Source organism: Acrocarpospora sp. B8E8 (assembly GCF_039871605.1).
Classification (GTDB): Bacteria; Actinomycetota; Actinomycetes; order Streptosporangiales; family Streptosporangiaceae; genus Acrocarpospora; species Acrocarpospora macrocephala.
Genome location: NZ_JBDPLV010000074.1, coordinates 36,924 through 50,573 on the forward strand (window position 1 = coordinate 36,924; position 13,650 = coordinate 50,573).

The window sequence follows — 13,650 nt, forward strand, 5'->3', positions numbered from 1 at the left end:
CCGCCGAACGGTTTGATGCCGCAGATGGCAGCGCCTCCCGTCTGCTTAGCCACCGAACAGAATGCTGCCGCCGCTCTTGGCGCCGGTGCAGCGAGGACCATCACCTGCGTGAACGGCGCCGGAAAACGGCGAGTGACCTGGCAACCGGGTCGTCCTGTTGGCGCTTATGCCAGCCGGGGGATCGTGGCCGTGAACGCGTCGGCGAGGGCGGCCATGTCGGCGGTCTGGTAGGCGTACTTGTTGTAGATCATTGAGCCGGTTAGCGAGCCGTCCGGGTGTTCGGTGATGAGGAGCTCGGGTGGGTGGGTGTCCGGGTCGTCGTCGGCCAGGCGCCATTCCATGATCGGGCCGGCCGGGATGGGGAACTCCTGGGACGGCAGGCCGGGGAGGTGGGCGGGGCGGCCCCAGCTTTCGAAACGGAAGTACGCCGGGTAGGGGACCAGTTCGTGCAGGCGGGCGAAGTTGTGGAACTGGTGGTCGTTGGCGGTGAGGATGGCTCGGCGAACTCGGGCGACAATGCCTCCGCCTTGGGCGTCTGGTGCCCTGGTATCTCCGTGGTTGGTGTTCTCGTCCCTCGTGCTGTCGATGGGGATGCGGAGGAGGTTCCAGCGGAACAGGCAGCCGATGGTGGCTTCGAATTCGGGGTGGGAGCGGCCGGTGACGGGGGTGGCGAGGACGATTTCGGGGGAGTTGGCCCAGGTGCTCAAGGTGGTGGCCCAGGCGGCGGCGAGGACCATGGCTGAGGTTGCGTTGTGGCGGCTGGCCAGGTCGCGTACGGGGGCGATGGGGAAATCGTGGGAGATGGCCGCGCACAGGGTCACGGTGGGGGAGCGGCCCGGGAGGGCCGGGAGGGTGCTTGGGGCTCCGTTGAGGGTTGTCCTCCAGTGGGGGCGGCTTCGGTGCCATTCGCGGTGTTCGAAGGCGACGAAGTCGGCGTACTGGGTGGGTGGAGGGAGAGGGGAAGTGGCGTTGTGGCTGAAGGCGGAGTAGAGCACGCCCAGTTCCCGGAGGAGGACTCCGGCCGACCAGCCGTCGAAGATCATGTGGTGGGCGGCTATGACGAGGACGGTGGACTCCAGGCTGCCGCCGAAATGGCCAGTGGCCTCCGGGCCGCCGCTCGATTGTGTGCCCATCGTGGCCTCGGGGCTACCGCCGGATTGCGTGCCCGTGGTGGACTTCGGGCTGCCGGTGGATTGTGTGCCCATCGTGGCTTCGGGGCTGCCGCTGGATTGTGCGCCCGTGGTGGATTTCGGGCTGCCGGTGGATTGTGCGCGTGTGGTGGAGTTCGCGGTGCTGGTGGAGTTGGTGGAACCCGCGCCGCCGGTGGGGCCGCAATCCCGGTAAAGGCCACCACCGGCGGCGGGTTCTCCCGCGCAGCCCGTACGCCCACGGCGAAGGCGAATCAGGGCGGCGCGGAGCAATGGCCCCCGGCCGATGTCGAAAGGTGCGCGGACGAGGTCGGCCGCGAGGTGCCCGGCTTCGGCTTCGTCGCAGGCTTCGTGGACGGTGACGCGGACGTGGGATTCCGGCTCGATGAAGGCTCGGCCGTCTCTGAAGACGGTTCGCAGGGCTTCATGCCTTCTGACGAGCTCAGCCAGGCAGCGGTCGACGAGGCCCGCGTCGACCTGCCCATCGATCTGGACGGCGACGTGAACAGGCGGCATATGCCGGGTCTCGGCAGCGGCGTGCATCCAGCGCCACCAATGCTCCTGAACCCCAGAGAGCGCACCCAATTCTGTCGATATTTCGGGATAAATCAGGTTCTGGGTGGGGGCGTGTAGGGTCACGTGCTCGGCTTGAGCCGACAGCGTCGGATGATCGAAGGCGAGTGTGCCCGGAACGTCGACGCCGAACTCCTCAGTCGCCCGCGTGGCGAGTTGGGTGGCTTTGAGGGAGTCACCGCCCAGGGCGAAGAAGTCGTCGTCGGGGCTCGTGACCGGCAGACCGAGCACGCCACTCCACAACCGGGCCAGCGCCTGCTGCTCCGGCGTCTCCAACGGCCGCCCCTTGGCATTCCGCGGCGCTGTGAAAAGCTCGCGGAGTTCACCCTTGACGACCTTGCCCAGCTCGTTTCGAGGCAACGCGTCCACGAAGGCGTACCGTGTGGGGATTTCGTTGCGGGCCAGTCGTTGATGCAGGAAGGTCCGGAGCTCGTCGGCGGTGGCCGGACTTCGTGACACCACGGCAGCCGCCACCATGGCCCCCATCACTGGGTGCGGCACCCCGAGCACGGCCACCTCAGCCACCGCGGGATGTTCCTGCAACGCCGCCTCAACCTGCAGCGTGGAGATCTTCAAACCCCCGGACTTGATCACGTCGGACTCACGTCCGACCAGGTAGAGGTAGCCGTCCCGATCCAGGTACCCGAGATCGCCCATCCGCGTCCACCCACGCTGGAACACCCGCTCGCTCGCCTGCGGATCCCCGTAGTACGAGCGCTGCGCGGCAGGCGCCCGCAACCACACCTCCCCGACTTCCCCGATCTCGGCGGCTGCCCCGTCATCCCCGGTGATCCGGAGATCCCCCGACTCGGTGGCCCGCCCCACCGAATGCGGCCGAGCCGGATCAACGATCATGGTCGTCTGCGCCGGCACCGCCTCCGTCGAGGTGTAGAAGTTCACGATCGTGGCCTTCGGAAAGGCCTCCGGAAGCGCGACGGCCACATGCGGGGGCAGCGCGTCCGCCGACGAACTGAGCAGAAGCACAGAAGACAGATCATGTCGTCGCCACGCTCCCGAATTCAGCAGGTCAACGGCCATCGAGGGCACCAGGAACACGGTCCCCACCCGATGCTCCGCGATCAACGCACAGAACCGCTCCGCCTCGAACACCGAGGCCACAAGCGCGGCCGGATGCGCGACAAGCGTGTTGACGAGCATCATTTGCCCCGCATTCGTCCCAATCGGGAACGCATGCAGAAAATGCTCCGAGTGGGACAACATCCGATACCCCGGATGCGGCCGATGCCCGAAGGCCAGGTTGGCATGACTCGCCGCAACCCCCTTCGGCTGCCCCGTCGTCCCAGACGTGTACAAGATCTGCGCCAAATCACCAGACCCGACCACAGGCTCCCAACGGCTCCCTCTCGGCTCATTCCCAGGCTCGGGATGCTGGCCGATCCCCGTCCAAGCAAGCCCCAGTTGGGTCGCGGCGTGGGTCTCCCCCTGGGTGGCGCCGAAGTCCTGGCCGGTCTCTATCCATGTGATGCCCGGTTGGAGCGCAGGATCCCGACGGGTCTCCCTGCGGGTGGCGTGGGAGTCGATCTCGGGATTTCGGGCGATACCGGATGAGGCGATGCCCTGGGGGATGACGGACTCGTCCGTCGTGGCGGTGGAAGTCCGGGCTGGGCTGGGGTGGATGGGTTGGTTGAGGATCCAGCGGGCTTGGCAGTCTTCGAGCATCAGGTGGAGGGTGGCGTCGGATTGGCGGGACGGGAGGGGGACCGCCACGCCGCCCGCGCGCAGGACGCCCAGGAACGCGATCGCGTAGTCCGCCCAGCGGGCGTTGTCGTAGCGCAGGCCGACGCGGTCGCCGGGCAAGAGGCCCCGTTCGAGTAGTTCGAACGCGGTGGCGTCGGCTTGTTCGTCCCATTCGCCGAAGCTCAACTTCGCGGTGTCATCGCAGATCAAAGCCGTTCTCGACGGTTGCTCCCTGGCCCTTGCCCGGAGCAGTCCGGGGAGTGTGACGGTCATCGTCCGCTTCTTCCGCAGCCGTGGATGATCTCTCGGAGTAAACCACTCCGAACGAATCATCACAAGTATCTAGCAAACAGATGCAATTTCTAGTCATACTCACGAAATAAGCGATCGTTGGGGCGGTTCAATGGAACACGTTCGAATCTCGGTCCCGCAGAGCGGCATCTGGTTCAACGAGCAGCTCAGTGACCTGGGAGCGGTTCATCACATGCCGTTCGCGGTCCGGTTCGCCGGTCCCGTGGACATTCCGGCGCTGGGCCGGGCATGCGCGCGAGTGGTCGAACGGCATCCGCTGCTCAGGGCGGCGATCCGGCAAACGGACGGGGTTCCGTACCTGGTTGAGGGCTTGCCGGTCCGGGTCGAGCTCGGTTCGGACCCGGAGGAGGAGATCCTCCGGCCGTTCGATCTGGAGAACGGGCCGCTGGCGCGGATGAGCCTGCTCGACGACGGGCGGCTGCTCGTCGTCGTGCACCATCTGGCCTTCGACGGGCAGTCGACCGACGTCTTCGTGGCCGATCTGGCGGCGTGTTACCGGGCCGAGGTCGAGGGTTTCGCGCCGGAGTTGCCGGGGCTCGGTCCGGGTGAGGATCCAGATCAGGAGGCGGCGCGGATCGCGGCTGGGGTGCCGGTGGCGCGGGCGTACTGGTCGGGGCGGTGGGCCGAGCCTGACGAGGTCGTGCTGCCCGGGTTCGACCGGTCTGACCAGGAGGTCCAGGCGGGAGACGCGGTCGAGTTCCGGCTGCCTGAATGCGTGCTCAGGGATGCCGCCGAGCGGCTCGGCGTGGCGCGGTTCGAGCTGGTCGTCGCGAGCGTGCACGCGCTCCTGCGCCGTTACGGCAACGAACGCCCGGTGACCGCCTTGGATCTTGGGGTACGGCCCGCGGAGGCGCATGGCCGGATCGGCGTGTACGTGAACGAGTTGCCCTTCGCCTCGGAACCATCGCCGGATGTGAGCTTCGCGGAGTTCGCCCGGTCGGTTCGAGCGGGATTGCGGGAGCTCTATCGCGTTCGCGAGGTTCCGTTGGGGCGGGCGGTTTCCGGGCTCCGGCCTGGGGTCTCGCTCGCGCCCGTCTCGCTGACCTATCGCCGCCGGATCGCGCCACCATCAGGGACCAGCGTGGACTGGGTGGTCTTCAACCGAACCGCCCGCAATGCCCTGCGCATTCACCTAGTGGACGGGCCGGGCGGACTGGGCGTCATGTTCCAGTTCGCGCCTCGATCGATCGCTCGCGCCGACGTGGAACGGATCGCCGCGCACTGGCAGGCAATCCTCGCCCAGGTCACGAAAAATCCGGATATTGCGTTGCGGGGATTGGCGATCGCCGATGGACCGGTCGTGGCGGGGGCGGACACCGCATACCCGCAGGTGAGCGTTCTGGACCTGGTCCAGGAGCAGGTCGCGTCGACACCGGACGCGGTTGCCGTGATCAGCGGCGAGACCCGCCTGACCTACGCCGAGCTAGATCGCCTAGCCGAGCGGATGTCAGAACAGCTCAGGCTGGCCGGAGTCAAAACGGGCGATCTGGTCGCCCTCTCCGCCGGGCGCTCGGAGCGATTGGTGACGGGCGTCCTAGCCTGCTGGAAGGCCGGCGCCGCCTACCTGCCACTCGACCCCGCATACCCGGCAGAACGCCTCAACTACCTCCTCACCGACTCCCGCGCCAAGGTCCTCCTCGCCGACCCAGGCACGCACATGCCGGGCGTGACAGTGGTTCCATTCGCCGACCCTCATACTGATCACGCACCCACGACAGCGGCTTCGTTCGCCGATCACGCGGCTGGTGGCGAGCTCGCGTATGTGATTTACACCTCGGGGTCCACTGGGCGGCCCAAGGGCGTCGAGATTGAGCATCGTGCGCTGGCCAACCTGCTGTTGGCGATGCGCGATGAGCTTCGCGCCGAAGCGGGGAATGTCTGGCTGGCCGTGACGTCGTTGTCTTTTGACATCTCGGTGCTGGAGCTGTGGCTTCCGCTGATCACGGGGGGCTCGGTTGTTGTCGCTGCGGAGCCCGACACAGCCGATGGTGCCGCTCTGACGAAGCTTGCCGAGCGTCACCGGATCAGTCACCTGCAGGCCACTCCGTCGACCTGGCGTCTGTTGTTGGATGCTGGGTTCGCCTTCGAAGGAACCGCTCTCACTGGAGGCGAAGCTCTTCCGTTGCCGTTGGCCGGGCAGCTTCGGGCGCGAGTGGGGCGGCTGCTCAACATGTATGGACCGACCGAGACCACGATTTGGTCCACGCTGGCCGACATTCCGCTCGATCCCGACCGGGTGAGCATTGGGCGTCCGCTTGCCAACACCCAGCTGCTGATTCTCGACGACAACCTTGAACCGGTTCCCGGCGGCGTGCCCGGTGAGCTTTACATCGCCGGAGCTGGGCTCGCTCGTGGCTATCTCAACCGGCCTGAGCTGACGGCCGAACGGTTTCTCACCCAGCCGGTTCGGATGTATCGCACCGGCGATCGCGTCCGCCTCCGGGGGGACGAGTTGGAGTTCCTAGGGCGTACCGACAATCAGATCAAACTTCGTGGGCACCGCATCGAGCTTGGCGAGATCGAAGCTTGCCTGCTAGCGCACGCGAAGGAAGCCGCGGTCGCGGTCCAGGACGAGCAACTCATCGCGTACACCGTGGGCGGCGCTCCAGACCTGCGCCGCCACCTCGCGCGGCAGTTGCCCGCCTACATGATGCCGGCTGCGTTCGTCGAGCTCGACGCACTGCCGTTGACCCCCAACGGCAAGCTCGACCGCGCCGCTCTGCCCCGTTATGACGAACCCGTCGCCGACGTTCAGGCGGGCGAATCGCCGCTGGAAGCCGTCACGGAGATCTGGGCGGACGTGTTTGGCTTGGATGGAATCGATCCGGAAGAGAGCCTTTTCGACCTGGGCGGCCACTCCCTCACCATCGCCCAGATCGCGGCCAGAATCCGCGACCGATTCAACGTCGATGTCCCGTTCTACGCCTTCTTCGACACGCCCACGATCGCCGGAATCGCCGCCGTGGTCAGCGAGCGAGGAGGCATCCCGTGACCCCGCTCACCCCGGGCCAGGAACGCCTGTGGTTCCTCCACCGCCTCGACCCGGCTGACGCCTCGTACAACATGCCGGTGGCCTTGCGAATCCACGGATCCCTTGACCGTACGGCGCTACGGCGAGTTTTGACCGAAATCGTCACGCGCCACGATGTGCTCCGTAGTCGTTTCACCGAGCAGGATGGCACTCCGGCCTGCGTGATCGTCGGCGACGATATTCCGCTCGTTCAGCGCGATGCTTCACGGGAAACGGTTCGCGAGCACGTGGCCGGGCTGGCAAATCGCCCGTTCGACCTGGCCGATGGACCTGTCGCGCGGTTCACTTTGTTCCGGATCGCGCCGGATGACCATGTGCTCTGCCTCGTCTTGCATCACATCGTCGCTGACGGGTGGTCGGTCGACATCCTGCTCCGCGAGCTGGCCGACCTCTACGAGGCTTTCATCGCTGGACGTCCCTCGGCCTTGCCGCCTCTCCCCATCCGGTACGCAGACCACGTGCGCCGCCTTCGTGACGAAGCCACCGGAACCCGCACGGCGTACTGGACAGAAGCCCTGAAAGACGCTCCACCGCTGGAGCTGCCCACGGATCGTCCGCGACCCGCGACGCGTTCCACCCGAGGTGCCCAGGTCCACCGCGAGATCCCGCCAGGCCTTGTCGCCACGCTCGAATCCCTGGCCAGAGCCGAACGCGCGACCATTTTCATGGTCTTCCTGACGGCTTTCCAGATTCTGCTGGCCCGGCACTGTGGCCAGCGCGACATCACCATCGCCACGCCGATCATCGGGCGAAACCGTGTCGACACCGAACCCCTGATCGGCTACTTCACCGGCTTGATCATGCTTCGCACCGAAGTCTCCGGGGACGTCAGGTTCCGCGACCTTCTCCGAACCACCCGCAACACCGCCCTCCGCGCCTACGACCAGGGCGAACTTCCCTTCGGCGCCCCCTTCGAAGCCATGTTCATGTACATGCGCACCCAATCGGAACGCCCCCGCCTGGCCGACCTCACCGTAGAAATCTTCGACTCCGGCCTGGCCACCGCAAAGACCGATTTATCGCTCGATATCTACCAAGGCCCCACCCAGACCGGCCTCACCTTCACCTACGACACCGACCTCTTCGACCCCGAATCCATCACCGCTCTCACCACCCGATTCCTCACGCTCCTCACCGCCATCGCCACCCACCCCGAAACGGAAATCAGCCGCCTCACCCTGATCCCGCCGGCCGAACTAGCCCAACTCCACACCCAACACTCCGGCGCATCGCCCATCGGCCAGCTCTTCAAGCCCGGCGCGTCTTTGGTCGACCTATTAGGCGGAGAACCCGACTCCACAGCCATCGCGTGCGACGGCCAACGCCTGACCTACAGGGCACTCGCCGACGGAACAGACCAACTCGCCACCGCCCTACGCAAGCACGGCATCGGCCCGGGCCACGTTGTGGCGGTCCGGCTCGCCCGAACCCTCGATCTAGTGCCAACGCTCCTCGCGATCTGGCGCACGGGCGCCGCCTATCTCCCCATCGACCCGGAATACCCCGACGAGAGAGCCAGCTACCTCCTGTCGGACAGCGGCGCGAGCTTGATCATCGAATCGGGTTCGGAGGGCGGAGTCCACGTCCGTCTTGGGGGGAGGACCGGCAGCCAGCCCTTCTGGGCGCGCTTGACGGCTCCCATGGATGCGGAGAAGACGCCGCATATCCCTCGCGGTGGGAGGGCAAGTTTCGGCACTCGAGATACGCCGCATGAGTCGATATATCCGGATGAGCGAGCAACGGACCCGCTCGTCGATGGCAAAACTGTTCGTCCGGAGGACGCGGCATATGTGATCTATACGTCGGGGTCTACTGGAGCGCCCAAGGGTGTGGTGGTGGAGCGGCGGAGTGTGGCCGCTCGGGTGCGGTGGATGGCGGAGGCGTACGGCCTGGGACCCGGCGATCGGATCGCGCAGTTTGCGGAGTTGGGCTTTGACGCGCATGCCGAGGAGATCTTTCCGGCGTTGGCGGCTGGGGCCGGTGTGGTCATGGTGCCGGATGGCGGGAGGAGCTTTCCGGACTTTCTGCGTACGCCTGCCGGGCGGCGGGTGACGGTGCTGGATCTGCCGACGGCGTACTGGCATGAGCTGGTTCGCGATCTTGACGGGGTGGCGTGGCCGGAGGGGTTGCGGCTGGTCATTCTGGGTGGGGAGCAGGTCGGGGCGGATGCGGTGCTGCGGTGGCGGCGTCGGTTCGGCGATCGGGTCAGGCTGGTCAACACGTACGGGCCGACTGAGGCGACGGTGATCGCGACGGCGGCGGACATTGGCGGGAAAGAGGGAAATCCGCCGATAGGCCGCCCGATCGGGGAGACGACCGTACGGGTGGTGGATGAGTATGGCGAACTGGTGCCTATCGGGGTGGCGGGGGAGCTGCTCATCGGCGGTGTCGGTGTCGCGCGGGGATATCTCGGCCGGCCGGGGCTGACAGCCGAGCGCTTCATCCCCGACGCGGACGGACCACCCGGATCGCGGATGTATCGGACCGGTGACCGGGTCTGCTGGCGACGTGACGGGCAACTCGAGTTCCTCGGCCGTTTCGATGATCAAGTCAAGGTTCGCGGGTTCCGGATCGAACCCGGTGAGATCGAATCCCGCCTAGCCGGATGCCCCGGCGTTCGGCAGGCTGTCGTCATCGCCCGGGACGGGGATCTTGTCGCGTATGTCGCCGGGACCGCCAGCCATGACGACCTCCGGCGCCAGGTCGTTGAGACGCTTCCTCCGCATTTGGTGCCCACCCACTGGGTGACCGTCGACAGCTTCCCCCTGACCGTGAACGGCAAGCTCGACCGCAATGCCCTTCCCGCGCCGGCAGCCTCCCCAGGGGCGTACATTCCGCCGCGTTCCGAAGCGGAGGAACTGGTCGCGGAGATCTGGGCGGACGTGCTCGGGCTTGATCGCGTCGGGGCCGGGGACGATTTCTTCACCCTCGGCGGGCACTCCCTGCTCGCCACCCGCGTCATCGCCCGCATCCGCCACGCCGCCGACCTGGCCGTCCCCGTCCGCACGCTGTTCACCCGGCGTACGGTCGCCGAATTCGCCCAGGCCGTCGAGGCCATTCTGGAGGAGGCGGAGCGGTGCGCCTGAACGGCGATCATGTCGCGATCGTTGGGGCCGGTCTCGCCGGCTCATTGCTGGCGATCTACCTGGCCAGGCGCGGCCACCGCGTCGAGGTCTTCGAACGCCGGGGCGACCCCCGGCAGGGCAGCGCGGGCGAGGGGCGTTCCATCAATCTCGGCCTGTCCGCCCGGGGAATCCGGGCATTACGCCTGGCCGGGCTGTGGGAGAGCGTGCGCCCGCACACCGTTCCCATGCGCGGCCGCTACGTGCACCCCCGCGACGGCGACCCGTTCTTCCAGCCCTACGGGCAGGATCCCACCGAGATCCTCTACTCGATCCGTCGCGACGTCCTCGCCCGAGTCCTGGTCGAAGAGGCCGACCCCTGCGTACGGTTCCACTTCAACGCCCCCTGCACCGGCGTCGAACGCGACATTCCCGCCCTCACGGTCACCGGCCACGGCCGCATCACCCCCGACTACATCGTCGGCGCCGACGGCGCGTTCTCGACCGTACGCCAGGAGACCCACCGCGGCCTGCCCGCCGACTTCCGCCAGGACTTCCTCGACTGGGGCTACAAGGAACTCCATCTCCCCGAGACCGACCGCCTTGAAGCCCTCCACGTCTGGCCCGGCGAACGTGGCCTCATGGTCGCCCACCCCAATGTGGACGCGTCCCTCACGTGCACCCTCTTCATGCCGTACGCCGAATTGATCGCACTTCCCGACGTTCCCGGTTTCTTTCGCACGAACTTCCCGTCCGCCGTCATCCCCGACCTTGCCGCTCAGTTCGCCGCGAACCCGGTCGGCCATCTGGTGACGGTACGCACCTCACACTGGCATCACGCCGGCCGTGTCGTCCTGATCGGCGATGCCTGTCACGCGGTTTACCCCTTCTACGGGCAAGGCATGAACTCCGCCTTCGAGGACTGTGTCGTCCTCGACACCTGCCTGGCGGCCCACCCCGCTGACCGGGCCGCCGCCTTCGCCGCCTACCAGCGGGCCAGAAAGCCGCACACCGACGTCCTCGCCGACCTCTCCGAGGACAACTTCCTGGAACTGCGCGACCGCTTGCGTTCCCCACTCCACCGCGCCAGGAAACGACTGGACACCCTGCTCAGCCGCGCCTTCCCCGGCCACTGGCGGCCCCTCTACACCATGATCAGCCACACCACCATGCCGTACGGCGACGCGCTCGACCGCGCCCGAGCCCAGGACCGGCTGGTCCTGCGCACCACGCTGGCCGGGTTGCTCGCCGGTGCAGCCGTTCTGGCGGCATGGAAACGCAGGAGGCACGTGCAGTGATCATCCATCCCGGCGACCCCGCGCTCCGCCTCTACGACATCACCGAGGTCGGCGACCACCGCCACCTGCGTGCGGCGGCCGGTTGGGCCCGCGAATACCTCTGTAACCCGCATCCCGACCTGGGGCGGCGCGGCCCGGTCTGTCCTTATGCCCAATCCTCGATCGACCGGAACAGGTTTCATCTCGCGCTTCGTCCTGGTGTGCCGGGCACGGTGGATGAAGTCGTCTCAGCGGTCGAACCCTACCGAGAGTGGTTCACCGAGCTGGCTCCGCGGGATGAGCCCGATTCGCTCCACACCACGATCCTGATCCTGTTTCCCGACGCGTATGGGATTCTCACCGTCATCGACGCCGCCCAGAAGCGGCTAAAGGACCTGTACGTTCCGGACGGGCTCATGATCGGGGAGTTCCATGACGGACCTCCGGACAAGCCCGGCCTGTGGAACCCTGATCTCCGTCCGCTCGCGAGCCCGGTGCCCATGCTGGTCATCCGCCATATGGTCGCCACCGATCTGCCCTTCCTGGCCGACGAACCGGAACATGTCCAGGCATATCGTGCGATCTTCGGTGACCATGTTCCCGCTCACCTGCGCGACGTGGTGATCACCTGATGGCCGGCTTACGCGCCCGAATGGCCCGAGTCGCGGCATCCCGCCCCACGATCCCGCGACGCGACCCCGACACCCCCATCCCGCTCACACCCGCCCAGGAACGCCTTTGGTTCCTAGCCAAAGCCGCCCAGGACCACGACCTCGCGGCCGACCTAGCCAAAGCGGCCCAGAGCCATGACACCCCGATTCCGCTCATCCCTACCCACCTAGCAAAAGCGGTCCAGAATCATGACACCGCGATTTCGCTCACTCCCTCCCACATAGCCAAAACAGCCGACAATCGCGACATCCCGAGCCCGCTCATCCCCGCAGACCTGGCCAAAACGGCTCAGAACCACGACACCTACCTCTGCTGGGCTGCCCACCGGCTCACCGGACCGCTCGACCCCGGCCGCCTCGCGGAATCCCTCGACAAAGTCGTCACCCGCCACGAAGCTTTGCGGACCTTCATCATCGAGGTAGACGGCCGCCCAACCCAGCGAGTCCACGCTGAGGTCGACTCGGTCCTGGAATACGCGGATCTCGTGGTCTTTGATCGGCTCAGCTCTGCTGCTTCCGAGTGTGGGGAGGCTGGCCGGTCTGATGCGGATGTTGCGCCGGTCCGGCGGGACGTCGGCACCGGTATGGCCGGTGGTGTGTGGTCTGGAAGGGATGCCGTCGATGGCCGGGTCGCGGAGTTTCTCGGGCGGGGATTTGACCTCGGGGCAGGGCCGCTGATTCGGGCTTTGCTGGTAAAAACGGGCGCGGATGACTATGTGTTCGTGCTGTGCCTGCACCATCTGGTCTCTGACGGAGAGACGGTGGGGGTGATCTTTGGGGAGGTTTATTCGCTTTATCGGGGCGAGATTCTTCCGGAGGTGAAGATTCAGTTTCCCGACTACGCGGTGTGGGCGGCGGGACGCCGGGACACGGCGGCGGACTACTGGCGGCGAGAGCTCGAAGGCGCGCCCGGATTCCTGCCGTTACCGACCGATCGGATACGGCCAAGCCGGGCGAGCTATCGGGGAGATCGTTGTTCGGTGCCATTGCCGGAAAAGGTCGTGGAGGGGATCCGGCGAGCGGACGCCACGCCCTTCATGGTGATGATGGCCGCACTTGCGGTGGTTCTGACACGGCTGGCGGATGTGGATGATGTCGTGGTCGGTTCGCCGGTCTCCGATCGTGATCATCCGGATCTGGATGAGTCGGTGGGGTTCTATGTGAACACGCTGGCGTTTCGTACCAGGCTGGGGGGCAATCCGGCTTTAGGGGATGTGCTGGCTCAGGTTCGCGAAACCACCATGGCCGGTCTCGATCATCGTTCGGTGCCGTTCGACGAGGTCGTTGACCTGGTGGGCGGTCGCAGAGCTCTCCGCCATAACCCGATATTTCAGGTCATGTTGGTCACGGGTGAGGCGGGAGCCGTACAACATCCGGCTCCTGGTCTGACCGCCGAATCCTGGGCACTCTCCGCCCCGCCCGCCCGCTTCGACCTGACCGTGGTCGCCGAAGCCACCCACCTGCACTTCGACTACGCGACCGACCTCTTCGACGCGAACACGATGACCCGCTTCGGCGACCACCTCATCCGCGTCCTCGACGCACTCACGACCACCCCGGACACCCGCATGTGGGACGTCCCCCTGGCCACCATCGCCCCCAACCCCGTCCCCGCAGGTCAAGCTCTCCGAGTAACTGACCTGATCGCCGCCCGGGCAAAAGCCGCCCCTGACGCCCCCGCCGTCATCACCGAAACCGAAACCACAACCTACGCCGAGCTAGTACGCCAAGCCGACCGCCTCTCCCAAGCCCTGCGAACCCTCGATCCCCACCCAGGAAGCGTCGTCGGCGTCCTCCTCCCGTCCTCCTCCGACGCCATCGCCGCCATCCTCGGCGTGCTGAACGCCGGTTGCGCCTACCTCCCCCTCGACCCCACCC

6 protein-coding genes are annotated in these 13,650 nt (G+C 66.7%); 5 read left to right on the forward strand and 1 reads right to left on the reverse strand.

Annotated features, from left to right (window positions below):
- Positions 1-164: 164 nt before the first annotated feature.
- The gene (locus ABGB08_RS44525) at positions 165-3,692 is read right to left on the reverse strand and encodes an AMP-binding protein (protein WP_347603620.1); all 3,528 of its coding nucleotides are present in this window, start codon (positions 3,690-3,692) and stop codon (positions 165-167) included.
- 130 nt (positions 3,693-3,822) lie between these two features.
- On the opposite strand from ABGB08_RS44525, the gene ABGB08_RS44530 reads away from it, so the two are divergent.
- From ABGB08_RS44530 to ABGB08_RS44550, 5 genes are all read left to right on the forward strand, one after another.
- Entirely contained in the window at positions 3,823-6,723 is a 2,901-nt protein-coding gene (locus ABGB08_RS44530; protein WP_347603622.1) for an amino acid adenylation domain-containing protein, read from the forward strand.
- The gene (locus tag ABGB08_RS44535) at positions 6,720-9,848 is read left to right on the forward strand and encodes an amino acid adenylation domain-containing protein (protein WP_347603624.1); all 3,129 of its coding nucleotides are present in this window, start codon (positions 6,720-6,722) and stop codon (positions 9,846-9,848) included. The genes ABGB08_RS44530 and ABGB08_RS44535 overlap by 4 nt, the downstream gene beginning before the upstream one ends.
- Positions 9,839-11,122 (forward strand): NAD(P)/FAD-dependent oxidoreductase, encoded by a 1,284-nt coding sequence (locus ABGB08_RS44540; RefSeq protein WP_347603626.1) that lies wholly within the window; start codon positions 9,839-9,841, stop codon positions 11,120-11,122. The genes ABGB08_RS44535 and ABGB08_RS44540 overlap by 10 nt, the downstream gene beginning before the upstream one ends.
- Positions 11,119-11,733, forward strand: a complete 615-nt coding sequence (locus tag ABGB08_RS44545) for a DUF6875 domain-containing protein (protein WP_347603628.1) — start codon at positions 11,119-11,121, stop codon at positions 11,731-11,733. The genes ABGB08_RS44540 and ABGB08_RS44545 overlap by 4 nt, the downstream gene beginning before the upstream one ends.
- A 20-nt stretch (positions 11,734-11,753) precedes the next feature.
- Positions 11,754-13,650: condensation domain-containing protein (locus ABGB08_RS44550; RefSeq protein WP_347603630.1), on the forward strand; the 1,897-nt coding region annotated here is incomplete at its 3' end.

Bases quoted from the DNA above. Each gene is read 5' to 3' on its own strand.
- ABGB08_RS44525 (WP_347603620.1), bottom strand. From the start codon at position 3,692: ATGACCGTCACACTCCCCGGACTGCTCCGGGCAAGGGCCAGGGAGCAA.
- ABGB08_RS44530 (WP_347603622.1), top strand. From the start codon at position 3,823: ATGGAACACGTTCGAATCTCGGTCCCGCAGAGCGGCATCTGGTTCAAC.